The sequence below is a fragment of the Pseudoalteromonas sp. PAST1 genome (assembly GCF_021532515.1).
GTDB lineage: Bacteria > Pseudomonadota > Gammaproteobacteria > Enterobacterales > Alteromonadaceae > Pseudoalteromonas > Pseudoalteromonas simplex.
In genome coordinates this window covers 1-23,529 of record NZ_JAKGBH010000040.1, presented here as the reverse complement: position 1 = coordinate 23,529, position 23,529 = coordinate 1, and the positions used below count along the sequence as shown (strand labels likewise).

Sequence of the window (23,529 nt, the reverse complement as noted above, 5' to 3'; positions counted from 1 at the left end):
TTGTCTCTCAATATGCAGTAAACAACCAACGTTGTTTAATTATTTTATTTATTAGGTAATTAGAAAGTTTAGGCCATTTATGTTGGCGCGTTTTAAGTGACTCAATCAAACGTGTACCCAGTGGAGCAAAGTTATGCTGTGCGACTACAATTTTAATCTCAGTCAATCCTGCTTGCTCTAGATTTGTAATGCCATGGCACAGCGCTTCTTCATCATTTAAACCTAATGAAACAGTCAAAAATGTCATGTCAGTACATAAGCTTAGCGCATGTAATGGTACATTGCCTCGATTACACTTAAGTGCTGGGCTCATATCAATAAACACATAGTCATATTCTTGTTTTATTCGTTCAATTGCATCGTTTAGGATGGATTTGTTTTTAACTGATTCCAGCTCATTTAGATGCTGCATAGTTAAAATATCAACGTGATCTGTGCTAATAATATTTAATTGACAACTTATATCACTAAAGCACCATGGCCCAACGTCAGTACTTTGGTTCTGATCAAGTTTAAAAGGCGAAATTGGGTTCAAATCAATGATCAAAACTTTTTTTGATTGATTGCATAGTCTTGTTGCAACGCTAGTACATAAGGAAGTTGACCCCTCACTTCCTGTTAAAGATATAAAACAAATACAGCGAGCTTTAAGGTTATCAATTTCATTACAAACTGCTTCAAGCTCTTGGTATTGAGAAGGTATCATTTTCATAGGCCCACCACTAAAGCGATTACTGTTATGAAGTCGAGAAAGTTAGATTTAAATTGGCTAATTAAATCCTGACCTTTATCTGGCACATAAAGCGTATCGCCGGCACGTAACACAGGGATATACGCTGAATTCGGATTCTTAACAAACTCTTCTAAATCAAATACACGAGACTGCTCTTTACAGCATGAATGATTAACCACCACAATTTTGTCTATGAGTGCAGAGCTTGATGGACCGCCTGCTTCTGCTAGTACGTCAAGTACCGTCATAGTGTCATCAAAGCTGTAACGACCAGGCTTTTCAACAGCCCCCATAATACGCACTACTTGCTCTTTAGGGGTACGTAACCAATCTTTATCTTTTTCAGGAATGTAGATGGTATCGCCTGGTAAAACGTGTGGAAAGAGTGTTTCATCGCCTGTTTCAAAATAAAGTGCGAGGTTTAACTTACTAACCTTTGCAGTGTTTCCATTACGATGGGTAATACGAATATTACGTAAATCTGCATTATCTGTAGGACCATCAGCCGCGGCTAAAATATCAATAAAATGCATATTAGTATTAAATGCATAGCGGCCTGGAGAACCAACTTGCCCCATTATATAAATAGATTTACTTGATTCTTGGCGGATCCATTGCGATTTATTATCAGCAGGATCAACTGGCAGTTCCTCAACAATGATAGTGTCGCCAGCAATCAAGTTGGGTAATTCATAGTTTCCTGCATCATTAATTGTATACTGCTCTAAATCGAAACGTTTAGTGACTTCACCGTTACGAACGATCTTTATATCATTGATATTTGCGCCTTTAGTTGGCCCGCCTGCATGCGCAAGTAAATCTGTGAAATCCATTTCGGGACTCCATTCATAACGGCCCGGTGATTGGATTGCGCCGATAATTTTAATTGCGCGTTTTGGTGGCACTTTCAACCAACTTTTTTCATTTTGGTCAGTCTTTTCTGGAACAAAAATCACATCTCCTGGGTTTAAGTTAGGCACTTTTACAGTCACAATTCCTTCACTGTAGCCTTGCAGATCGAATAAAATACTTTCGCCCGATGGCGTTAAAATCTTAATCTGGCGAGTTTCTGCAAAGCGAGTCGGCCCGCCGGCATTCGCAAGAATATCTAAAAAGCTGGTACTATCACCGGCCTCATAAGCGCCCGGCTTTTGTACTTCACCCATGATGTAGACGGTACGTGATGTAGTGTTTACATCATCAACCATGATAGGCACGTAAATCGTAGAACCAGCTTTTAGTGCAGGCATTGTATCGTTGTTAGGTTTATCCAAATACGCTTTTAGGTCAAAAACAACAGGTGTTTTGTCTACGATAACGCGAATTTTGGTTACATCTGCGTAGCGAGTTACGCCTTCAGCTCGCATCAATGCATCTAATACACTCATATTTTCTTTGAATGAAAAACTACCTGGATTGTGGACTTCACCAAGTAAGGTGATTGCACTATTATCGCTGGCATCACCGGATGCACTTAATGTTTGCGCATCAAAATCGATTTGTACATTGCCTAATAGTGGTGATACAGGTACGAATACTGTGTCGGCACTTTGTAATTGGGGTAATAAGTCAATGTTGCCTGAATCTAAATAGGCTTTGTAATTGAATTCTATTACATCGTTACCGCGACGAATTTGTAGTCTGTCTAGCTGTGCCCCTGGTTTCAAGCCACCTGCACGTGCAATGACCATTTGGATATTACCATCACGGGGAATACTGACTTGAGATGGGTCGTTCACATAACCCATAACATTAATAAAAATATCTCTAGAACGAATTTCGACATAAAAATCATCCATCGCAACATAGACTTCGCTTAATGCAGCACGTAGTTGCTGTTCAATTTCAGCAAGTTCAGCGCCAGTTACTTTAAACTTACCAAGCTCAGGTAAAGTGATGGTGCCATCTTTGGCAACTTCAAATGGTTCATCGAACTCTACTTCACCCGGTAAGTATAAATATATTTTGTTTCCGACTTGAACTTGCTCTGCAACAGCGAGTGTTGAGAACATAAGTAAGCATATTAAAATTAATTGTTTCATATTATTGCCCCTTAGGACCATTTAAAACTTTGGTCCAACTGGATAATGCATGTACTTTTTTGTTCGTATCTTTGTCAGTAATATCAATAACTATCGCTTCTACACGTCTATCTGAGTGGCGTTTAGCATTTGAGTCGGGCTCATTGCTATAAGGTGATAAACTACCTTGTGTGAGCGTTGTAATCGTAGCTGGATTAACCCCGTAAATTCCTAACCAATGTTTAACCGTCTCTGCACGTTTCAATGCTAATTCATAGTTATTGGTTTGTTGCCCGCTAATATCTGTATGCCCTACTAGTAATAAATTGATTTTATCTACTTGTTTTATTAAGTCAGCCGCTTGTGATAATCGAGAGATGTATTTAGGTGTTACTTGAAAGTCATTAAAAGAGAATTGATTGTCACTATTTAGCAGCTCAGTGATCTGCTCTTTCAATGATGCAGTCATCACCTGCTCATTTTCCGTTGGGCCAGCACATTGCGTCATCGCATTAACTGTTTCAAAGTGTTTTGATAACTGGTTTAGGCCGTGGTAATGGATCAAAAGATCATGCTCTGCGTCTTCCCACATTTGGGCTGCGATTAAACGACGTATACGATTTTCATAAATTTGAGCTTTAAGCAATTGAGCGGGCATACATTGTTTGATGCCTTGAGCTTTCAACAAATCTAATTTCAAAACGTGATGTTCAAACTCACTCAAAACCACGGTTTCTGGTGTATCGTAAATAAGCTCATTTTGTTCATCGGTTAATGGGTAATTTTGGTATTTTTCGGCCCAGCCTCCTTGTCCTTCATCAGGCCAAGAAGCACATCCGCCAATTATAATCAGTAAAACTGTTATTAGTATGTGCTTCATAACTCACCTCACGCGATGTCAGCTTGCTCAATGAATGGGATGGTTTTATCTACTCTTAGTAAACTCATTAATTTATGTGGTTGACCTGAAACGTTCAGTAAAGAAAGCTTTTGGCCTTTTTTCTCAATTCGTTTATATAAAAATACCATGGCACCAATACCTGAGGAGTCGATGAAGGTGGTGTCACTAAAATCAAGAACCACATTAGATTGTTCACTCGTGGCTACCGTTTCGAACTGATCTTTGAAGCTATCGACTGCTAAGCCAGAGAAATCATTTGGTAAAGTGATGAATGTGGTATTTGCATCAGATTTAGTTGTATTAGTCATGATTTTCTACCTTTAAGATGGTTTGGTTAATCTTACTGTTACAACTTAAATGCCAGAATATAAGATATTGATAATTTTAAGTTTTTATTTACTTTGTGCATAATGCAATTAATTTATAGGAATTAATTTGCATTATGCAACTGATTTTGACCATAAAGCTATTGGCCTTTTCCTGTAAAAACAACCATTAGCGTTTTGACAATTATTGAGCATTCTAATTTTAGCCATGCTAATGGCGTAGACATACTAAGTGAATAAGCATAATCCCAACCAATTTTACTGCGAGCATCTTCTATTGATTCGTCGTAGCCATTCATTACTTGGGCAAGACCCGAAATACCAGGTTTTACGCCATAAGTTCGTTGACAAAAATAGGGGATATTTTTTTCTAATTTTGCATAGAAAACTGGACGCTCTGGTCTTGGACCAATTAATGACATATCCCCTTTAAGAACGTTTATTAATTGCGGTAACTCATCAATACGCGTTTTTCTCATAAATCTGCCAATAGGAGTAATTCGTGGATCATCCTTACTCGCCCATACGGCACCTGATTTTAATTCAGCATCAACAACCATAGAGCGAAACTTATATACATTAAATAATTTGACAAAGTCATCTGAGCTTTCACCGACACGAATTTGGCTAAAAATAATCGGGCCTTTAGAAGTCAATTTAATTGCGATAGCGGCAAATAAACAAATTGGCCAAACGAGAGCGATTGCAACTAACGCACCGATAACATCACAGCCACGCTTTATAACCTTCACAACCGACTTACCAGATATCTCATAAGAAGAACGATTCACATTGTTATCCCTCACACGTCGCCAAGGAGCATTAAAGTACCCTAGCTCGTAGCGTATAATTCCATATAAAGACAGAAAATAACTGTTTAAAATATAGTTTATTTTATCTAAAATAGGTACGCGCATTTTAATATTAAAAACACTCTTTACAGCTCAACACCGTGTAAGCTTAAAATACCTATGGCTAAAAACACTGCCCATGTGGTTTTCATGAATGCAGCTTCGAATAAAATACACAAGTAGATACACGCTAAGATAATCGGCATCACGCCGCGCAGTACTTTATGCGAAAAAAAGTTTAAACTCGTCCAACCAAGTTGAGGCTTTAGAAGCTGTTTTAGGGACTTAATTTGTTGCCAATTCCCTGCTCCAAGGCGGATACGACGTTTGTAGTCTTCTTGTTGTAAATCGCATTCACGCTCATAAATAACAACGTCTTCATCTAATACTGCCTTACCACCTTGTGCAAGCGCATTCATAGATAAAATAAAGTCATCATTAATAGTGTTATCATCAAGCTCTATTGCCGATGTTGAACGCATCGCAAACATGGCACCAGGCACACCAATTACTGCACCTAGCTCGGACTCAGATAGTTTTACTTGATTTTGATACTTCCAATATGCTTTTTGTGCATCTGGAGCCCTATCATCAAGTGTGTACACTCCCGTAGAAATTGCAACTTTTGGATTACTAAATTTATCGGCGACCTTATTTAAAGCATCAATGCTCAATAGCGCGCTCACGTCAGTGAACAATAAAATATCATTTTGAAATTTTGCTAACCCCATTAATGTATTTAATCCATGCACTTTACCTTTGTTCTCTTCCCTGACATGGAAAAAACATTGCACACCATGGCTCAATAAAACACGTTGAGCCTCATAAGCTCTGTTTACCGTCGCATCTGTGCAACCATCAAAATAGACATGTATGCTGTAATGATCATTGTCATATAACAATGAGGCTAAGTTATGTAACTTTTCTGCTATGTGGTCTTGTTCGTTATACGCGCACATTAAAATACCAATATTTGGCTGATAGGTTTTAGGGTCAGCCTTGCTATTTTTGTGTTTAGATTTGTGACTTTTTGCAGCCCAATTAACCATGATTGGATATCCAACATGGTGGTAAATTGCAACGAATACTAATACTAAAAATACGATACTGAAAATTGTCATCATAGCCTCCCATCACGCTAACGCTGTGTATAAATTGTCATATTGACTGCTCATGGTCCGTGCATCAGCAACAGCAATAGCATGATGACGAATAGGATTTCCGTTTGGTAATTGCAAAGTACGTAATATTGCAGGGGCAATTAGCTTGTAGTTATTTGCTGCAATCAACTCCCCCTCTTTATCAGTTACAACTTCGTGAATACCACCTACATCAGATGCGACAATAGGTACTCCACATGCCATCGCTTCAATGATAGACAGGGGCAGACCTTCTCGTTTCGAGTAGAGACACATAACATCGATGCTAGAGTAAAAAACTCTCATGTCGTGTATGTTTCCTAAGAAATGTACTCGCGATTTTAAATCATAGCTTTCAACAGCTTTGTGGAGTAAATCTCTCTGGTCACCATCGCCTGCAAATACAAGGTGATAATTCTCAGGCAAATAAATGAGAGCATGTATTAAGTCTTTATGCCCTTTACCTTCAATTAGTCGGGCTGCACACCCGATCAACTGAACATTTTCTGGTAAGTTTAACTGCTGGCGTGCACATGATTTATCTATTGCTTTAAATTGCTCGCAATCAATACCATTTAAAATTGTCTGTTGAGGTATGATTGACGTTTTTGATTGAAACTCATTGGCTACGATGTTTGCATCTGCTACCCAATGAATATGTGTTAATAAGTTAAGAGCTCTGGTGAAGAAACGTTGCTTAATATTGTTTAAATACCAAGCATCATGAATAGTCGAAACATGGCGAATACGCTTAGTTGTTAATGAACACACAATACCAGCGTACAGTAATGGACCTATATGATGACTATGAATAATATCTATTTGCTGCTCTTTTATAAGCGCCTTTAATTTTTTTATAACCGAACCTTTAAAGCCAGGTGCTTTATTTAAACAAAAAACACTGCTTTTATAATTGCTAAGTTCCGGCCATTGTTTGATTGCTGACTCCTTATCACCTTCTAACGAGACGATGATGGTTGTTTGGCTATATTGACTATTCTTTAATAGCGTAATTGCCATTTTTTCTAGGCCGCCAACTTCTAAATGCTGTACTAAGTGCATTACCTTCATAAAGGTTCTCCTTCAATATGCTTGTTAGATGCACTGCTGTTTATAATTGGCAGGACAGTTACTACGTGTGCATTACTAAGCTTTTCAATAGTTTGAATATCTTTTAGATGGCTGTCGCAAAGTGAAGCAACAAATACACTTGCTCCACCTGTAAACATTCCAAGCACAACTCCAATCACGATTGTCATGACTAAAGAGGTATTGATTGGTTGCGTTGGGCTATAGGCGCGTTCAATTGTTTTTACTTTGTCTGGGCCTTCATATTTAACAAGTTTTCCTGTTACTTTTGCCATTTCGTATCGGCTTAACATATCTTTGTACAACGATTGTTTAACTTCGTAATCTCGTTCTAATTTTCTTAGCTGTTTTTCTACATCGCTGGTAATTAATAATCTCTCGCTTACCTCTTTTACCTGTTCTTCTAGCATTGCAAATTCTTGTTCCTGTTGAAGCAGGTTATTTTTAGCCTCTTCTAAGGCAAGCAGCTGAGAAACCAATACACTGGATTCTTTATTTTCACCCGAAGGCAAGGTATTAACCATTTGCCAAAGTTGATCTAAATTCGAGGTATCTAAATCTTCGCTTGATTCAAGTAATGACTGCTGACGCGCTTTTAAGTTTTTTAAAGTACGTGTTTTTTCAATAACTTTACTGTGCTTATCTGTATAACGAGTGCGCAGTAGACTTAATTCAGATTCTGTACGAATAATTTTTTCTTCTAACTTCCCTAGGATTGGATTAGCTTGCCCTACTTTATTTTTTAGTGCATTGAGCTTTGCTTTAGCACCAGAAAGAGCAATTAATTTCTGCTGTTTTTCCGATAATAATTTATCGAATGTTTCGCGGTTGCTATGTAAAACCGTTGGTAATGTATTGCTATTTTGGCTTTTAAATTTAGCAAGAGATTCTTCAGATACTTCTAACTCTTGGCGTAACCCTTCAAGTTGTTGAAAGAAAAATTGTTCTGACGTATCTAAAGAGGCTTTAGTTGGCGCAAGTAAGCGTTCAATAAATTTCTCTACCACTTTTTCAAGTACAGGTTTCATTTGACTTTGGTCGTGCCATATAAAGTTTATACGCACTAATTCATCGCCTATTAATGACAAAGAGAGAGCTTTAGAGAGCTTTTGATGAATTTCTTCAACTTGTTTTGGCGTTGCATCTTCTGCGATTAAATTAGTTTCCTTTGCGACAGCAATAAGTACTTTTCTGCTTATAACTAAAGTTCTAAGTGCTGCCATACGATCTGATAACTGAAATGAAAAAGACAGATCATCTAAGTACGGATTTAAAAGTGCAGATTCTTCAATCAAAATGGTTGCGTGGTTGGTATATTGTTTTTGAGCAGTCAGCCCCATGAAAATAACAACAAGAGGCACAATGCAAAACGGAATAATAAAAAGCTTAATACGCGTGTAAAGCGCATAAAGCCCTAAATATATTAATCGTTTGATCTGCTCTTTAACTAACATGGAGTTACCTATTGCTTTGCAATTTGCAAAAAAATGCAGTTATATTTGCATTTTGAAAAAAATAAATTGCGATAATTTCAATTAGTTATTCTGTTGCAGATCTTGTTCCAAAAATAAAAAAAGCTGCGTTAATGCAGCTTTTAATAGATGAAGTTAACCAAGCCCTAGCTCATCACTTATTTGTAGCGCCTTAACTTGCCAACTGTGATTTTTTGCGTATTCAGCTTGAGTTTGTCGCCAATTAAGCTTTTGCTCATCGCTTATGCTAATGGCATAGTCCACACGCTCAATGAAGGCATTCATAGAGTCTGCGATCAGCACAGCCTCTTGATAGGGTCTCACTGCAGCAAAATTAGTTGAAACAATGGGGGTTCCTGTCGCTAGATACTCCTTAAGTTTAAGCGGATCGCATGCTCTAATTTGCGCATTATCAACAAATGGGAGAATCGAGACATGCCAATGTTGAGAAAAAGTAGCAAGTTTATGGTGCTCTACTGCGGGTACATGGGACACATTGTTAAGGGATAATAATGAATCAAAGTCTTCAATAATGTTACCAATTAACATTATTTGGTATTGAGGCCGTTCAAGTGCCAGTTTTTGCAAAAGTTCTTTGTCGAGCCACGCATTTAAAGAACCATAAAAGCCAATAACCGGTTTATTTATATTACTAAGTTCAACTGCCTTCTGCTTTTTATTATTAAATAAATCAAAGTCAACACCATGAGATAACAGCTTAACTTTATGCTTTGGCATTTTGCTAGAAAGAAATTCACTTACTACATAAATGAGGTCGGCTTTAAGAATAAGCTCTCTCTCTAGTGGAGCAACCATTAAATGATCAACACCCGCTAAGGCCGAAAAGTCATCGCCACAATAATAAACGATCTTGTCTATGGGACGTAAATTAATAAGGTATATGGCAGTAGGTACACTAACCCAATAGATGATAGGTTCATTATCAACAAAAGACTTTTTATTAAAAATCCATTTATTAAAAGCTTTTACAAGCTTATTGTCATGCCAAGGTAAAATCGGCAAAGTATGATCTTTAAGCTTACTGTGATTGTCTGCAGATTCTTCAGTATGCCTCTTTTTCAACACTAAGGATTTTAGTTTGTAAAAAACTCTCTTTACATCAAGCAACTTTATTGTTGGCTTTCGCATACCGATTGAATTTATCCATACAATATCATGGCTTTTCGCTAATTCTTTAAAGATATGTTGAGTACTGCTTGGATGGCTTTGCCAATCTTCACCAAAAACGATAAATTTCATGACTCTGACTCCAGCTTCTTAACAACTTTCGCAGGGTTTCCAGCCACGATCGTATTTGCAGGTACATCTTTTGTAACAACACTACTTGCTGCAACTATTGCGCCTTTTCCTACTGTTACGCCAGCAAGGATTGTCGCCCCCGTTCCAACCCAAGCCCCTTGCTCTATAATGATGTCTCCGACTTGCGAATCATCATCAGGCTCACCTAAAGCGCGCCTTTGCGAGTTTAAAGGGTGGCCTGGAAAACCAGCTAAAAAAACCCGTCCAGCAAGCCTAACATCATCTTGCAGAACAATTTTACCAGCCACAGAGAATGAGTTTTGCCAACCAATATCGACATTATTACCAATGATAAGTTGCGATTTGTTTAACCCATGACTACGACCACAAAAAGTGCTAATACCACTAATACGAGAATTATCTTGGCACGTTATATCTATCTGCCCTAAAATTTGTGGCATACCAGAATAAAGATATAAATTGCGTTTTGAACCTTTAATTTGGCTTTTAAAAATTGGCGTAAAATAGAAGATACGCAATAGTTCACTGAAAATTGTTTTAACAAGTAAATGCAGTTTGTATAGGCATGTATGGAAACCTGGTATTACAAACATTTGCGGATTGCGAATGAGTTTTGCAATTTGAAAAAGTGACTTTGCAAAAGGACTGTCACTTGATTTTAACCACTGTTTTAAATTCTCAGTCATAATGCCTTTCCTTTTGTTTATCTATAACAAGCTTTTCAAGAGCAATAGTTAACGCCAAGATGATGTATATAGGCCAAGTAAAAGCTTGAGTTAAAAAGGTTCCTGACACCATAAAGCCTATCAACCCGCCTTTAAGTGCTTTCGCATTCACTGCTATTTTTTCATCGTTAAGCTGTTTATTTATCAAGAAAACACGGTTTAAACTTCGGTAAATACATGTGATCAGGGCAATGAATATGAACATCCCAACAATGCCTGTTTCGCCAAGTACTTGAAACCATGTACTGTGTACTGCATGATTCTTGCCATCCCAATGTGGACTATAGAAAAAATAATTCGCGACAAAATTATTTACACCTACCCCAGTCAATGGATTAGACAGCGCCATGTTAATTGCCGCATGCCAAGCATAGATACGGCCCATTGCAGACTCATCGACACCATCTTCATGAGCACCACCACTTTGTCTATCTGATATCCCTGCAAAAACAATCATCGCGAGCATTCCGACAGCACCTATACAACCAACAATGATTGGATTTTTAATTTTTTGATAGATAAAAAAGCTTAATACTGCTGCAATCCCCAGTAATCCCCCACGACTTTGAGTAGCAATAACGCCACTAATCGCAACTATTAGACAGATGAGTGCTATAAAACGTCTTATTTTATGGGCGCTACTATCAAAAACTTCAGCTGCAAGAAAAGACACTGGGAACATCATGACAAGTGATAAATCATTCGGGTCACCGAGTTGTGAGCGAAGTTCTCGCGAAATAGTCACACGAGTTCCTTCAACAAGACCGATCCCATTCATTTTATTACTTAAGGCTACAAGCGCGATGGCTGAGCCTGAAATCATAATACCAATGCGGATAACATTAAAATGTTGTAGAGAAGTCATCCACCATGAAATTGCAAACACCATTATGAGCACTTTAATCAACACACCTGACCAATACTCAAGCGCTAAACCACGGTTAGCCGCACTGAATACGCAAATAGTTAACCAAATAAACCAAGCAAAAAATATAAGGTGATTTGTATGCCAATGAGGCTTTAATTTCTGCGAAATAAATAGATGCCATGCAATCCCTAAAAGAGATGCTAATGCCAAGAGCTTAGGAATTTTTAATGGCATCAAAACAGGAAATGCTTCGTGTAGCCTAAAATAACTAAAAAGAATAAATAAGATAATAAATGCAACACTGACTTTCACTGCTGTAAACGCTGCAAAAGGAAGTAGTAATAAAGCAAAAACGGCGATAGGACCTAGTAGCGAGTAAGTCGAAATAACCAGTACGGTGACAACAATACCATTTATTACAAGTTGATTTTGCTTATAGTAATTGAGCATATTTACGCTCCTCTACCGTTTTTTTGATAACTCGTAAAATGATGCTCTTGTACTGATTAATAAATACAAAAATGTACGTTAACAGGACACCTAATTGTAGAATTAAATTGCCAGGCATAAACGAAATACCCGCTATGATCAATAAAGCAAGCCAACTAGGAGCAAGTGAAGATAGTTTAAAAGTTAGTGGAACAAACTGTTGGCTAGTTAAGTAAAAACATAACAGTTTAAAGCTCTGCATAATAATTAAAGATAAAATCGCTCCTTCTACAGCAAACATTGGCACCAGAAGATATAAAAGGCTCAGACCGACTAATGCAGTTAAAAGATTAATAATGGGTACCGAGATCCCATTCTTATGCGTATAACAACCAATATTCAAAATATCGCTATGGTGCCTAATAGCAACCACAACAATTAACAATACTAACCAGTGCTCGTTGCCGTGGTAATTATCAGGTAACACTAAATTTAAAGTGATTGGAGCAAGAACAGACATCACTACGCAAAGCGCTAAACCAACATTCAAACAGAGAATGGCTTTACTTTCGTATTCAGATTTATTGTTTTTAACTAGGCTAAAACGTTTAGCAAACCACCAAAGGCGTATAGGCTCAAACGTAAACGAAGTTAATACTGCAAACTGCGCCGCCACGTAGTAATTCGCTAACAATGTCTCATCAAAGTTTGCAACTATAAACCAATTTTCAGCGCCGTTTCCGGCATAAATAAATAAACTAGAGATAACAATAGAAATGATAAAAACAGTCTGTTTCCCTTGTATTCGCCAAGAAAACTCTGAATAACTTACATTAATAACCTTTAAAATATCAAAATAGCTAATACATACAATAAGTAAACTACTCACTACGCCCGACACCATAACTCCAGTGATACTGAAACCTAAAAATAGTAAGGTAATCGTTAATGTTGTTTGGACTAAAGCATGAGAAATGCATAAATAACAATATGTTCTCGCATTATTAGTCAAGCGGTAATAAATGTACGGAATACCAATTAGCGCCGATAGTACAAGGTTAACAATTAATAGCCTTAAATCTAGAGGATCAACTTTGGCCGGTAACTGATGTGCTATTTGCTCAGAAAAAATCAAAGAACAACCTGCAAAGAGTAAACTAAATATAAAGGTTGTTATTACCGCGTCACGAAACAGAGCAAGTTTTTCAGTATGAGTATTGTACTGTTGTTTAAGTAAAAGCTCTGGTAAGCCTATTGATAAAATAAGCGAACACAGCGCAGAAACAGTTACTAGAAAATTTAACTGACCAAACTCTACTTGACTTAGGAATCGTGTGCTAATTGGTAGCAATAAAAAGCCTAGTCCTTTTACTGATAATACTGCGACGGCAAAATAACCTATTTGTTTTAGATTACTCATAACTGTTCCTTACAAAGCTTCAACCCACTTTGATAGTTGTTTAGCCTGGTTAAATGCATTGTAGTGCTGATTAACATGTTGTTTTGCATTTTGGCCGAGTAAATAGCGTTTATGAGGTGACAACTGATGAAATTTATAAAGCATCTTGCTAATACCAGAGATACTGCTAGGCATACATTTCATGCCAACATTAGGCGTAACAATTTCATTCGCACCCATTAAAGTGGTTGTTAAAACGGGTAAACCACATGCCATTGCCTCTTTTAAAACCAGTGGCCCTGTATCTCGGTCACCATTTTTAGCGACACAAAATGGGGCAATCAAAGCTGAATAATTCACTAGGTTTTCACTTACCCAAGCATGAGGTTTTTCACCTAGAAACCTGACTGACTTTCTTACGCCAAGCTCTTCAGCCATATACATTAGGTCGTTGATCATTGGACCGTCGCCAACGATATCTAAAGTAATACCAAATTCTTTAGGCATATGTTTAAGAGCTGGTAATAAGAATTGAAGCCCTTTCTTTTCGACTAGCCTACCTATAAAAATTAACCTTACAGATTCACTTAATGATGAAGGCGTTTGGTTAAATTTTGTAGTATCGATACCGCAGTGAAGTAATTTTACGTTACTTTTTTCGCATTTTTTAAACTGCATAGCCATTTCTTCACATACAGCGACAGAGAAATCACATAAAGCTAATTTCGAGTTTAAATCGGCACTATTCACATAAACATCATGGCCATGCCCTATCGAAGAGACAGTGATATTTGCCATTTTCGCAGCAACAATGCCATATGCTAAAGGGCCATGCATAAAATGGCAGTGCAAATGATCTATTTTGGCAACTTTAAGGTACTGAGCGATTTTGTAGCCATAGCCAATAAGAGATTGTGTAGATATCGAGCGAAACTGGATTGCAGTATTTATTGCTTTACTGAGTTTCACAACATTAAACATTGCGGGAAGTATTTTTTTAAAGTCAGGCTTTTCAATCTCTTTGACTTCTATTGCACTTGATAAATTAATCAACACAGAGGTTTTTTCAAAAGTGAATACCGTCACTTTATGTCCAGCATCTAGAAGTGCATTAATTTCTGTGACAACAAATGTTTCTGATGCAACTGGGAAACTCGGAACTAAGATAGCGATGTGTTTCATAAAATGCTCCTACTAAAATATATGTAGAAACAAGGGCAATAACCATACCTGCTTTTTATGGGGTACTTTTCTCAATTTGAGACGTCAAATCTATAAATAATTGCAAAATGCAACGCACAAAAAGAAAAATCAGAGAATTATGGCCAATATCGAGCTAATAAAAGTGGCTTCTAAATTGCGTACTACAAGAATAATATGTTTAAGTTTTTGGAGTAATCTTATGTCTACTCAAGTTAGTGTAATCATCCCTAATTACAATTGTCTCAAGTATTTAGAGACATGCATAAACAGTATTTACCAACAAAATGATGTTAATTTTGAAATTATTATTGTTGATGATGGGTCTACTGACGGAAGCATAGACTACTTACAACAACTCGCTAAAACAAATAAAGAAGTACGTTTATTTACGCAAAATAGGAAAGGTGTCGTGGCAGCAAGAAACTTGGCCATCACACAAGCAAATTCAGAGTATGTTGCATTTTTAGATGCAGACGATTACTGGTCAAAAGATAAACTAGCTAAACAGTTAGCCTTTCATACCGAGCATCCAGAGTGCGTACTAAGTTTCACAGACTACATGCACTTTAATGAAAAAAATGAAGACATAATCAGCTGTTTTGACTACTGGCCTGAATTCGACAGCAATAGAACGAACACAGAATTTCATTTGCTGAAAAATCCAATAAGTCAAATGATAACAACTAACATTGTTGGCACTTCATCTGTAATGGTTAAACGTGCCGCTTTGATTGACGTAGGCGGATTTGATCACAAATTAACAAGTGCAACAGATCTGGATTGTTGGTTAAAAATAGCTAAGCAAGGTGATGTAGCTTACAGCTCTTTGTGCGCAATGCACTACTTGATGCGAGCAAACTCAATAACTGCTAATAGAGAAAATCGATTAGCCGCAATGGTTGAAATTATACGTAGGAATCAATACGGGGTTACAAAAGGAGAATTAAAGAAAATAAAAGCACGTTTAAGTGAGTGTTATGGTGAGTTTTATAGAGAATTAGGTAATTACTCGAAAGCACTATCTTATTCAAATAAGGCATTTTGGCTATTTCCTCATAAGCGAAATTTTAAACATGTTCTTTATGATCTAAAACACTTATTGGGTGCAAGCTAATGAAAGAAACTGTATTAATAATTGATGATGATGAGGCAATTTTACGCTCATTAAAACGACTGCTAATTAGTAACTATTCTGTAGTTTGTTACAGTGATCCCTATGCAGCTATTGAATATGCGAAACAAAATGCGCTTGACCTGGTAATTTGTGATCTATTAATGCCTTCTTTGAGTGGTTTAGCTGTACTTGAGAAAATTAAGGCAGTAAAACCTTACAGTTCGCGTATGTTATTAACTGGCTATGCAGAGATGGAAGCATCTAAGCATGCAGTCAAAGATAAAGTCGCAACAATGATTACGGCAAAGCCTTGGGATAATTTTGAATTAAGTATGTTAGTAGAGATATTGATAGAAAATAGTAAATTAAGACAACTTCACTGTTTAGATAGTTTAACTTCATAGGTAAGCGACCTGTGGTCGCTACCTTTAACGAAACTAGTATTAATATTAGTTAGCCTAATTTTCTCACTTGCAATGCAATGGTCAATAGGAAGACCTAAAACTGGTAAGCCATTAAATTGAATTTTAGAAGGCCAAGTTACATAAAATCCACTACGATCAAAGCAATTATTATCAGCTTCAATAAAATAGCGCGACCATGGAACCGTGTTAAAATCCCCTGCAATTAACCAATTCCCTCCTAAAGTTTTAATTTCGTTTTGCACTTTACTTAAAACAGAGTTGCGTTGCGTCCATAGAGTTCTATCTCTTGGTGATGGAGGATGAAAAACAAGGCTATTTAACATAATGTTATTATGCAAAAAACTAAGTTTTACATAGCCTAGTTTTGGATTATCAAAACGTTTAATTTGTTTTTGGATAATCGGAAGTTTTGAGATAACGATTATACCAAAAGGCGCGCCTTCAACTTCAGCATAACCAAACAAATGATATTCTGTGTTGAGATTATCAAGAACATGACGCTGTGTATCATTAAATTCTAATAACACCAGGATATCATTTTTCTCTTCTATCATTTGGTTATAGATAATCTGTTGTAAGTTAGGGTTACTATATTGTAGGTTTATTTGTGTAACCTTCATATCACCGACCTCCCTCTGATTAGATGAGTAAGGTTTAAAGTGCACTAAAGTCAAAATTGTACTTAAAACTAGTAAGCTTGATGCCATCTTTTTACTGTAAAAATAGCATAACCCTACAGGTAAAAAGCTAACTAAAATTAACTGACCTCTTAGCGCTGCGATTAAATCCAGCATATAAGAATCTAATTGATTAAAAGCTAAAAATAAAAGAACGCCATAAAGAACCAGAATTAGTAAACGCATAGCCACCCTCCTCTGATTACTTATAGTCCTATTTCTTAATCTTTGCTGAGATAATATTTACACAAAACTTAGTATGATGTGTTCTTTAATGTGTAAAATAAATACCCGCAGGTACTTATTTTTTAAGTTTAACACCAATTCGCTTAATTAAGTTTTATTGCGAATTGGTATAGCCGTGCTTTATTCGAAACCGTTGATCATTTTATCGCAAACAACCGGTGTTGGCCTGTGATTATCATCAACAGCTACAAACGTGAAACTACCAGAAATAGCTAAATGCTTATCGTCTTTGTGCATTGTTTCTAAAAAGATTTCAACGTCTACTTTAAGGCTGGTGTTTCCTACATGCACCACTTTAGAAATTAGCTCTGCAAATGTACCAGCTGGAATGGCTTCTTTAAAATCTACACGGTCAGACGAAATAGTTACAAGTGGCTTACGACAAAAACGTGTAGCAGCGATAAACGCGACCTCATCCATCCAAGCCAACGCATCACCGCCAAATAAAGTATTGTGGTGATTAGTGCGGCCAGGAAAAACAGTTTTTGTTACCGACGTTGTTGAGTCAGCAATACGCTTTGCAATAATAGCGTCACGATCGATTGGTTGTGTCATAGTCTCTACTTTTTATTAGCTAATGTGTCTTGCATCATTAGCGCAGGGTCAAGGCGTTCATTTTTCCAATTAAAACGCCAGTCTAAATGAGGGCCAGTTACGCGACCGGTTGCACCGATCTCGGCAATTTTATCGCCACGCTTAATTTCATCCCCTACTTTTACATCTATTTTGCTTAAATGAATATAAGTAGAGGTAACACCATGGCCGTGGTCAAGAATCAGGGTACCACCAGAGTAATATAAGTCAGCATCAGCAAAAACAACTGTGCCGCTTACTGGTGCATACACTGGGCTACCTGTTTTATTGGCAATGTCTAAACCAAAGTGCGGGCGGCGAGGTTCACCATTAAAGTAACGCTGGCTACCATAAACACCTGAAATGCGCCCCGTTGCCGGCTTATAAACAGGATCTAAAAAGTACCGTAAGTCAGAATTGACTTGCCTCGCTTTACGTACAGCAACAGCTTCACGGCTAATACGCTCAGACACTTCTTTAGGTGGCGAAACATATTTTTTTGCTACACCGGTGATTTTATCAATTTTGTAATCACGCTTAGTGATCACAATTGATTGTTCGTGGCTTACACCCGCACTATCAACCCAAGTAAGGCTATGATTTGTCTTCGCATCACGACCAAAGCCAAACACAAACTCACCATTTGTTGAAAGCTTAAGAGGCTCACCATTGAAGCTAACACTTTTAGCGCCATCAATTTGGCCTGTTACTAAACCGCCTTGAGTTAAATGTCCTTTTAATTCAACAGCACTTGCAGTTAAAGAAAACAATCCTGCAAATGCAGCTATTAGTAATCCTTTACGCATAACTGATTGACCCCTTACCAACCCCTTCGTAAGCTGTAATTTTAACTTCTGAATCAGGGTATTGGTTTTTAACTTGTGAACTTAAGTAGTCTGCAATGCACTCAACCGTAGTATCACAAGGTAAAATGTCGCAGCGTGATTTGTCTATCGCCATTTCAAAATAGCCCTGCTGTGATGTGTAGGCAAAGCACACATCGTTCTCTTGTGCAGTTACATGCTTGAGGTCTGATTTATTGATTTCATCTTCAGCTGTTGCTAGATAAATGTCTTCCCATTTATCTGCCCACTCTTTTTGTAAGCGAGGCATAGCCATACCATCAAGGCTAATACCAATTTGTGAGCGATGGCCATGAATAATACGCTGACAATTACCATCGTGCTTTTTAAGACCATGGCTGTAATGATAATAAAAACTTTGGCTATGCTCTGGGTATAAATTAAGTTCAATCTTTTCGATGTTGTTTGGGAGCTCAGGCATAATTGTTTTAATTAAAAACTCGGTTACTGATTTTTCGTCAACAACATCAGCATCGATTAAACAATATGCTTGGTTAGGAGCGCTCATAGCTAAGTGATAATTATCACCAAAGTGACAATCTAGCACGCTGTGCTCAGCATGCTGTGTTAGTGAACCGTTTAGTGTGGCAGGCACAGCAAGTTTATGGTCGATACAGTTATCAATAATGCCCTTGATTTGCTTTTTAACTAAGCCAAAATCAAGCACCATCGACTCATCATTTAATTGACCGTGCAGAGTTAAATCCACAATCCAGCTCTCGCCAACTGCGCCGCGTTTATTACACAAGTAAGAAAAATCAATCACTGTCAGTGAGTTTACAAAAAGGATCATAAATTTCCTTTAGACTGGTTAAAGAATCACAGCAATTATAATGATTTTTACTTCACAATGCGCGGTTTTATCTCCCTTTATCAGCGACAGTTTAATTAAATGGTCATAAAACAAGCGAAAAATAGCAAATAATTAACTGCTCCGAGTTGTTTAGCGTACAAGTGTACGCTAAAGTACGGGGCAATTTCTAAGCGATGAATGAGAGTTATGGAACCTAAAAACAGCTATACAAAAGAAGAATTGGTCCTTTGCGGTCAAGGTGAAATGTTCGGTGAAGGCAACTGTCGTTTACCAAGTGACAACATGTTAATGATGGACCGCATTATCTCTATCACTGCTGATGGTGGTGAGCACGGTAAAGGCCAAATCGTTGCAGAACTAGATATCAACCCTGATCTTTGGTTCTTTGACTGTCACTTTAAAGGTGACCCAGTAATGCCTGGTTGTCTTGGGCTTGATGCTATGTGGCAATTAGTTGGTTTCTTCCTAGGTTGGTCTGGTGGTCCAGGTCTTGGTCGTGCACTTGGTGTAGGTGAAGTTAAATTCACAGGTCAAATTTTACCGACAGCTAAAAAAGTAACTTATCGTTTAGACATGAAGCGTGTTATTAAACGTAAATTATTCATGGGTATGGCTGATGGTACTGTAGAAGTAGATGGCCGCGTAATCTATGAAGCAAAAGATCTTAAAGTAGGTCTTTTCCAAGATACATCTGCATTCTAATATGAATGTGTAGATACAAAAAAGCCCCAAAGTGGGGCTTTTTTGCGTAAATAAGGTGCCTATTTTAAGTTTTAAACATATTTCGGTTTTCAATGGCTTCTCGCCAGCCGCCTAACCATTCTGATTTAGGTTCTATTTGTTGATAAGGGCATTGTTCTTTGGAACGGCCTGCCAAGCCTGCTTTATAACCTTGAGAATGAGCTCTTTCTAAACGATCTCTTTTCTGTCTCTTCATAGGTAATATCCTCACCTTTTATATTTATAGATATGTAGCGAAATTGACATCTACATTTAATGAATAGTTAATAAAACTGTTAAATTCAAATAGCAAAAAGCAATTAAATAAATTGACAATAACTAACGTGCTGATGCTCAAATGAATTAACATTTTAAATGACTAGGTGGTCGTACCTCTTTAACTAAAACCATCTATTAATACACTTAAATTCAGCTAAAAACGATACAGCTCTTTTAGCTTCAATATTTGTGACCTAGCCTATTTCTACAAAGTTCCCAATTAAATTGTAATCATGACAAATTTGTGATGATTACAATTTAGTCTATTTATTACTTGCATATTAAAAACCGATCGGTCTAATATGGTGCTCATGGAAACAAATAACTCTGTGCCGAGCCGTCGTGGCAGGCCACCAAAAATAGCGCGTTCAAATGCAGATACGCGTGCCCTACTAATTAATACAGGGTTAGCCGTATTAACTGAAAAAGGCTTTAGCGCAACCGGCATTGATTTAATCTTAAAATCAGCACAAGTACCTAAGGGATCTTTTTATCATTACTTTAAAAGTAAAAATGATTTCGGCTTGGCACTCATAGATGCTTACGACAGCTATTTTCAGGCAAAGTTAAAACGCCACCTAGCAAACGATGCAACAACCCCTCTTGAAAGGATTGTACTGTTTGCTAATGACGCTAAACAAGGCATGGCAAAGTTTGAGTTTAATCGCGGCTGCTTAATTGGTAATTTAAACCAAGAGCTCAGCTACCTTAATGAAGCAATGATTGCACGTATTAAGCAGGCTTACACCAGCTGGCAAGCTCTAATTGAACACTGCTTGATAGACGCAAAGCAGCAAAAACAAATACCTCAATCATCAGATTGTAAAATGCTTGCTGAGTTCTTCTGGATTGGCTGGGAAGGCGCAGTGATGCGCTCTAAACTTGATAAATCAAGTGAACCGCTTACCCTTTATACAGCACAATTTTTACGCTTAATTCTATAAAGCCGTTTTAATACGGTTTTATTTTAACCATTAAAAGACGATCGGTCTAAAAGGAGTCAACATGACAACATCAGTAAAATCGGTAGTTATCAACAAAGATGATCAAGGCTATCGTGCCGAATACACAGACTTTCCTGTAGAGAGCATCCACCAGCACGATGTAAATATTGATGTTGACTACAGCACTTTGAATTACAAAGATACTTTAGCGATTACGGGTAAAGGCCCTGTGGTAAGAACATTTCCAATGATCCCAGGTATTGACCTTGCAGGCACAGTGACTGAGTCTAAAAGTGATGAATTTAAAGTAGGTGATAAAGTCTTGTTAAATGGCTTTGGTGTTGGTGAGAAATACCTCGGTGGTTTAAGTGCAAAAGCATCTATGAGTGCAGATTGGCTTATCCCCCTTCCCGCTAATTTAACACCAAAACAAGCAATGCAAATTGGTACTGCGGGGTATACCGCAATGCTGAGTATCATCGCTTTAGAAAAACAAGGTATCACACCCCAAAGTGGCGAAATTCTTGTTACCGGTGCCAATGGCGGCGTGGGCAGTTTTGCTATCTATTTACTTAATAAGCTTGGCTTTGATGTTGTTGCCACAACAGGCCGCATGAACGAAGCAGATCATCTTGAAAAATTAGGCGCAAAACGTGTTTTATCTCGCGATGAATTCTCAGCACCTGGTAAACCACTGGCAAAAGAGCAATTCGCTGGTGCAATTGATTCTGTGGGTAGCCACACCCTTGCAAATGTGTGTGCATCGATTAAATACGGTGGTGTTGTAACAGCCTGTGGTTTAGCACAAGGTATGGACTTTCCGGCAACGGTAGCGCCGTTTATCCTTCGTGGCATTAGCCTAATGGGTATTGATAGTGTAATGCGCCCTAAAGCTGACCGAATTGAAGCATGGCAACGTTTAAGTGAGTTAGTTGAGGCGCAGTACCTAGATACTATTTCACAAGAAGTCCCGCTTTCTGACGCCGTTGCAAATGCAGAAGCCCTATTAAAAGGTGAAATACGTGGCCGTGTAGTAGTTAATTGTAAGTAATAGATTTAAAGGCTCTAAACACCTTAGAGCCTTTTTAAAAAAAAGAATTTAAACACCAAACGCCGCAAGCTTTTCGTTTAGTTCTTCCTTTGAAATTAATTGCATATCGTACTGTTTTTTAACTTTACGAATATTATCAAAATTATCCAATTTAAGCTGAGCTCTAGCTAATTTATCCTGCATCTCTTTTTCTGTTAATACATCCAGTTTCACAGCTTTCTCTAGCTTTTCTTTTTCTTCATCAAACTCACGTTGAAAAATTGCTTTTTCTTGTAGAATTATCTGATCTTTTAATTTTTTCTCAATTTCTACTGCTTCTTTCTCAAGCTCTATTTTTTTCTCTAAAAGAGGCTCTATTCTGTCGAGTGTATCTTTTAGAACAGCTTCAACATTTTCACCCTTATTATCGACTAAATTAGATACATACTTTTTACCAATGTCTTGGTAAGCAATATTTAGTTGCCCGTTAATTGAAGTAATTTCAGAATTAATCGCTGAAAGCTTTGATTTTTCTTTCGACGCAGTAGAGATATCACTGGTTAGTTTAGAGGTTGATTCACTAATATTTGTTCCAATTGTATTAGCTTGTGTTTTGATCTTATCAAAAAGTCCCATTTATAGATTCCTTAATCAATTTAATAAATTAGCCTCATGCCAATTCAAGCGCATAGATTACCCATATAAGGTAAACATGTAAACTTTTAAAATGGTTCGTATATCAAATTGATAAGCGGTATCTAAATTAGATCTTTCAAATTATAATTAACTAATTACGTAAACAATAAACAAGAGCATGATATGAGTAATAAAGAAATTTTCAGCAATAACCCGCTACAAGGTGTTGGTATTGAGCAAGTCGTAACAGAGCTTGTCGAACAATATGGCTGGGAATTACTCCACGCCTATATGCGGTTGAACTGCTTTAAGAATAATCCAGATGTTAAATCTGCGGTTAAGTTTTTACGTAAAACCCAATGGGCTCAAGAAAAAGTCGAGAACTTTTATTTGTATCGTCTTAAAAACTTACCACGCCCAGACAATATCAACTACGAATTACCGCCACGCGATCGCGTGATCCCTGCTGATCAAAAACCAGGTGAACCGTGTGAGTTAAGTTTTACCGACGCCAAACGCATTCACGCTAAAAAAGAAGCTAAACAACTTGCTCGAGCTAGAAAACAACGTTCAAGTGCGAGTAATCCTTGGGGTAATTGATTTTTAAGCTTTGAGCTGTAAGATGAAATAAGCCGCCTGTTTGGGTAATGCCAGTCAGTTAAGAGCTGACTGGCATTTTCTTTTATAGGGATATTTATTAGGTTTCCTTCTTACCACCCTTGGATAATGCCTGTCTGGTAGCCTATCGGGTAAGATAAACAACCTAAGAGT

25 protein-coding genes are annotated in these 23,529 nt (G+C 37.5%); 6 read left to right on the top strand and 19 right to left on the bottom strand.

The features are described 5' to 3' along the window. Nucleotides 1–7: 7 nt before the first annotated feature. The 13 genes from L1272_RS17175 to L1272_RS17115 form a co-directional block, all read right to left on the bottom strand. Nucleotides 8–712, bottom strand: coding sequence for an AAA family ATPase (locus L1272_RS17175; RefSeq protein WP_054553837.1), 705 nt, complete (start codon nt 710–712; stop codon nt 8–10). Then, nucleotides 709–2,775: an SLBB domain-containing protein gene (locus L1272_RS17170; protein WP_235373932.1), complete on the bottom strand. Its 2,067-nt coding sequence runs from the start codon at nt 2,773–2,775 to the stop codon at nt 709–711. The genes L1272_RS17175 and L1272_RS17170 overlap by 4 nt, the downstream gene beginning before the upstream one ends. 1 nt (nt 2,776) lies before the next feature. Beyond that, a complete protein-coding gene (locus tag L1272_RS17165) occupies nt 2,777–3,634 on the bottom strand; it encodes an OmpA family protein (protein ID WP_235373931.1) in 858 nt (285 codons plus the stop codon). A gap of 8 nt (nt 3,635–3,642) precedes the next feature. Further along, the gene (locus L1272_RS17160; protein ID WP_138602248.1) at nt 3,643–3,963 is read right to left on the bottom strand and encodes an STAS domain-containing protein; all 321 of its coding nucleotides are present in this window, start codon (nt 3,961–3,963) and stop codon (nt 3,643–3,645) included. Nucleotides 3,964–4,121: 158 nt separating this feature from the next. Next, nucleotides 4,122–4,772: a sugar transferase gene (locus tag L1272_RS17155; protein ID WP_235373930.1), complete on the bottom strand. Its 651-nt coding sequence runs from the start codon at nt 4,770–4,772 to the stop codon at nt 4,122–4,124. A gap of 146 nt (nt 4,773–4,918) precedes the next feature. Beyond that, nucleotides 4,919–5,956 (bottom strand): glycosyltransferase family 2 protein, encoded by a 1,038-nt coding sequence (locus L1272_RS17150; RefSeq protein ID WP_235373929.1) that lies wholly within the window; start codon nt 5,954–5,956, stop codon nt 4,919–4,921. A 9-nt stretch (nt 5,957–5,965) separates the two neighbouring features. Further along, the gene (locus L1272_RS17145; RefSeq protein ID WP_138602246.1) at nt 5,966–7,042 is read right to left on the bottom strand and encodes a glycosyltransferase; all 1,077 of its coding nucleotides are present in this window, start codon (nt 7,040–7,042) and stop codon (nt 5,966–5,968) included. Then, on the bottom strand, nt 7,039–8,514 hold the full coding sequence (locus tag L1272_RS17140; protein WP_054553831.1) for a GumC family protein: 1,476 nt from the start codon (nt 8,512–8,514) through the stop codon (nt 7,039–7,041). Before L1272_RS17140 ends, L1272_RS17145 begins: the two co-directional genes overlap by 4 nt. Nucleotides 8,515–8,667: 153 nt before the next feature. After that, the gene (locus L1272_RS17135) at nt 8,668–9,792 is read right to left on the bottom strand and encodes a glycosyltransferase (protein ID WP_138617708.1); all 1,125 of its coding nucleotides are present in this window, start codon (nt 9,790–9,792) and stop codon (nt 8,668–8,670) included. Next, nucleotides 9,789–10,499: an acyltransferase gene (locus L1272_RS17130; protein ID WP_235373928.1), complete on the bottom strand. Its 711-nt coding sequence runs from the start codon at nt 10,497–10,499 to the stop codon at nt 9,789–9,791. Before L1272_RS17130 ends, L1272_RS17135 begins: the two co-directional genes overlap by 4 nt. Further along, the gene (locus L1272_RS17125; protein ID WP_054553828.1) at nt 10,492–11,856 is read right to left on the bottom strand and encodes an O-antigen ligase family protein; all 1,365 of its coding nucleotides are present in this window, start codon (nt 11,854–11,856) and stop codon (nt 10,492–10,494) included. Before L1272_RS17125 ends, L1272_RS17130 begins: the two co-directional genes overlap by 8 nt. Beyond that, nucleotides 11,840–13,255, bottom strand: a complete 1,416-nt coding sequence (locus tag L1272_RS17120; RefSeq protein WP_235373927.1) for a lipopolysaccharide biosynthesis protein — start codon at nt 13,253–13,255, stop codon at nt 11,840–11,842. Before L1272_RS17120 ends, L1272_RS17125 begins: the two co-directional genes overlap by 17 nt. A 9-nt stretch (nt 13,256–13,264) precedes the next feature. Continuing rightward, nucleotides 13,265–14,416, bottom strand: a complete 1,152-nt coding sequence (locus L1272_RS17115) for a glycosyltransferase (protein ID WP_054553826.1) — start codon at nt 14,414–14,416, stop codon at nt 13,265–13,267. A gap of 220 nt (nt 14,417–14,636) precedes the next feature. Between L1272_RS17115 and L1272_RS17110 the strand changes: the two genes are divergently transcribed. Both L1272_RS17110 and L1272_RS17105 read left to right on the top strand, forming a co-directional pair. Next, nucleotides 14,637–15,551 (top strand): glycosyltransferase family 2 protein, encoded by a 915-nt coding sequence (locus L1272_RS17110; protein WP_187489610.1) that lies wholly within the window; start codon nt 14,637–14,639, stop codon nt 15,549–15,551. After that, on the top strand, nt 15,551–15,955 hold the full coding sequence (locus L1272_RS17105) for a response regulator (protein ID WP_054553824.1): 405 nt from the start codon (nt 15,551–15,553) through the stop codon (nt 15,953–15,955). Before L1272_RS17110 ends, L1272_RS17105 begins: the two co-directional genes overlap by 1 nt. Here L1272_RS17105 and L1272_RS17100 read toward each other — a convergent pair. From L1272_RS17100 to L1272_RS17085, 4 genes are all read right to left on the bottom strand, one after another. Next, a complete protein-coding gene (locus tag L1272_RS17100) occupies nt 15,928–16,839 on the bottom strand; it encodes an endonuclease/exonuclease/phosphatase family protein (RefSeq protein ID WP_235373926.1) in 912 nt (303 codons plus the stop codon). The genes L1272_RS17105 and L1272_RS17100 overlap by 28 nt on opposite strands. Before the next feature lie 180 nt (nt 16,840–17,019). Next, nucleotides 17,020–17,454, bottom strand: a complete 435-nt coding sequence (locus L1272_RS17095) for an acyl-CoA thioesterase (RefSeq protein WP_138602233.1) — start codon at nt 17,452–17,454, stop codon at nt 17,020–17,022. Nucleotides 17,455–17,459: 5 nt separating this feature from the next. Beyond that, nucleotides 17,460–18,278: a M23 family metallopeptidase gene (locus L1272_RS17090; protein WP_235373925.1), complete on the bottom strand. Its 819-nt coding sequence runs from the start codon at nt 18,276–18,278 to the stop codon at nt 17,460–17,462. Then, on the bottom strand, nt 18,271–19,128 hold the full coding sequence (locus L1272_RS17085; RefSeq protein WP_235373924.1) for a 6-carboxytetrahydropterin synthase: 858 nt from the start codon (nt 19,126–19,128) through the stop codon (nt 18,271–18,273). The genes L1272_RS17090 and L1272_RS17085 overlap by 8 nt, the downstream gene beginning before the upstream one ends. A 207-nt stretch (nt 19,129–19,335) precedes the next feature. On the opposite strand from L1272_RS17085, the gene fabA reads away from it, so the two are divergent. Then, a complete protein-coding gene (gene fabA, locus L1272_RS17080) occupies nt 19,336–19,851 on the top strand; it encodes a bifunctional 3-hydroxydecanoyl-ACP dehydratase/trans-2-decenoyl-ACP isomerase (RefSeq protein ID WP_054553819.1) in 516 nt (171 codons plus the stop codon). 64 nt (nt 19,852–19,915) lie between these two features. Here fabA and rmf read toward each other — a convergent pair whose 3' ends face one another. Further along, a complete protein-coding gene (gene rmf, locus L1272_RS17075) occupies nt 19,916–20,086 on the bottom strand; it encodes a ribosome modulation factor (RefSeq protein ID WP_235373923.1) in 171 nt (56 codons plus the stop codon). A gap of 373 nt (nt 20,087–20,459) precedes the next feature. Between rmf and acuR the strand changes: the two genes are divergently transcribed. Both acuR and acuI read left to right on the top strand, forming a co-directional pair. Continuing rightward, entirely contained in the window at nt 20,460–21,092 is a 633-nt protein-coding gene (acuR, locus tag L1272_RS17070) for an acrylate utilization transcriptional regulator AcuR (RefSeq protein ID WP_054553818.1), read from the top strand. Nucleotides 21,093–21,153: 61 nt separating this feature from the next. Further along, entirely contained in the window at nt 21,154–22,143 is a 990-nt protein-coding gene (acuI, locus tag L1272_RS17065) for an acrylyl-CoA reductase (NADPH) (RefSeq protein ID WP_235373922.1), read from the top strand. A gap of 48 nt (nt 22,144–22,191) precedes the next feature. Here acuI and L1272_RS17060 read toward each other — a convergent pair whose 3' ends face one another. Next, entirely contained in the window at nt 22,192–22,758 is a 567-nt protein-coding gene (locus tag L1272_RS17060; RefSeq protein WP_054553816.1) for a hypothetical protein, read from the bottom strand. A 183-nt stretch (nt 22,759–22,941) separates the two neighbouring features. Between L1272_RS17060 and L1272_RS17055 the strand changes: the two genes are divergently transcribed. Then, nucleotides 22,942–23,358 (top strand): VF530 family DNA-binding protein, encoded by a 417-nt coding sequence (locus L1272_RS17055; RefSeq protein ID WP_235373921.1) that lies wholly within the window; start codon nt 22,942–22,944, stop codon nt 23,356–23,358. Nucleotides 23,359–23,529 lie beyond the last annotated feature (171 nt).

Excerpts from the sequence above, each read along its gene's own strand:
- L1272_RS17175 (WP_054553837.1), bottom strand. The coding sequence starts at position 712 with ATGAAAATGATACCTTCTCAATACCAAGAGCTTGAAGCAGTTTGTAAT.
- L1272_RS17170 (WP_235373932.1), bottom strand. The coding sequence starts at position 2,775 with ATGAAACAATTAATTTTAATATGCTTACTTATGTTCTCAACACTCGCT.
- L1272_RS17165 (WP_235373931.1), bottom strand. The coding sequence starts at position 3,634 with ATGAAGCACATACTAATAACAGTTTTACTGATTATAATTGGCGGATGT.
- L1272_RS17160 (WP_138602248.1), bottom strand. The coding sequence starts at position 3,963 with ATGACTAATACAACTAAATCTGATGCAAATACCACATTCATCACTTTA.
- L1272_RS17150 (WP_235373929.1), bottom strand. The coding sequence starts at position 5,956 with ATGATGACAATTTTCAGTATCGTATTTTTAGTATTAGTATTCGTTGCA.
- L1272_RS17145 (WP_138602246.1), bottom strand. The coding sequence starts at position 7,042 with ATGAAGGTAATGCACTTAGTACAGCATTTAGAAGTTGGCGGCCTAGAA.
- L1272_RS17140 (WP_054553831.1), bottom strand. The coding sequence starts at position 8,514 with ATGTTAGTTAAAGAGCAGATCAAACGATTAATATATTTAGGGCTTTAT.
- L1272_RS17135 (WP_138617708.1), bottom strand. The coding sequence starts at position 9,792 with ATGAAATTTATCGTTTTTGGTGAAGATTGGCAAAGCCATCCAAGCAGT.
- L1272_RS17130 (WP_235373928.1), bottom strand. The coding sequence starts at position 10,499 with ATGACTGAGAATTTAAAACAGTGGTTAAAATCAAGTGACAGTCCTTTT.
- L1272_RS17125 (WP_054553828.1), bottom strand. The coding sequence starts at position 11,856 with ATGCTCAATTACTATAAGCAAAATCAACTTGTAATAAATGGTATTGTT.
- L1272_RS17120 (WP_235373927.1), bottom strand. The coding sequence starts at position 13,255 with ATGAGTAATCTAAAACAAATAGGTTATTTTGCCGTCGCAGTATTATCA.
- L1272_RS17115 (WP_054553826.1), bottom strand. The coding sequence starts at position 14,416 with ATGAAACACATCGCTATCTTAGTTCCGAGTTTCCCAGTTGCATCAGAA.
- L1272_RS17110 (WP_187489610.1), top strand. The coding sequence starts at position 14,637 with ATGTCTACTCAAGTTAGTGTAATCATCCCTAATTACAATTGTCTCAAG.
- L1272_RS17105 (WP_054553824.1), top strand. The coding sequence starts at position 15,551 with ATGAAAGAAACTGTATTAATAATTGATGATGATGAGGCAATTTTACGC.
- L1272_RS17100 (WP_235373926.1), bottom strand. The coding sequence starts at position 16,839 with ATGCGTTTACTAATTCTGGTTCTTTATGGCGTTCTTTTATTTTTAGCT.
- L1272_RS17095 (WP_138602233.1), bottom strand. The coding sequence starts at position 17,454 with ATGACACAACCAATCGATCGTGACGCTATTATTGCAAAGCGTATTGCT.
- L1272_RS17090 (WP_235373925.1), bottom strand. The coding sequence starts at position 18,278 with ATGCGTAAAGGATTACTAATAGCTGCATTTGCAGGATTGTTTTCTTTA.
- L1272_RS17085 (WP_235373924.1), bottom strand. The coding sequence starts at position 19,128 with ATGATCCTTTTTGTAAACTCACTGACAGTGATTGATTTTTCTTACTTG.
- fabA (WP_054553819.1), top strand. The coding sequence starts at position 19,336 with ATGGAACCTAAAAACAGCTATACAAAAGAAGAATTGGTCCTTTGCGGT.
- rmf (WP_235373923.1), bottom strand. The coding sequence starts at position 20,086 with ATGAAGAGACAGAAAAGAGATCGTTTAGAAAGAGCTCATTCTCAAGGT.
- acuR (WP_054553818.1), top strand. The coding sequence starts at position 20,460 with ATGGAAACAAATAACTCTGTGCCGAGCCGTCGTGGCAGGCCACCAAAA.
- acuI (WP_235373922.1), top strand. The coding sequence starts at position 21,154 with ATGACAACATCAGTAAAATCGGTAGTTATCAACAAAGATGATCAAGGC.
- L1272_RS17060 (WP_054553816.1), bottom strand. The coding sequence starts at position 22,758 with ATGGGACTTTTTGATAAGATCAAAACACAAGCTAATACAATTGGAACA.
- L1272_RS17055 (WP_235373921.1), top strand. The coding sequence starts at position 22,942 with ATGAGTAATAAAGAAATTTTCAGCAATAACCCGCTACAAGGTGTTGGT.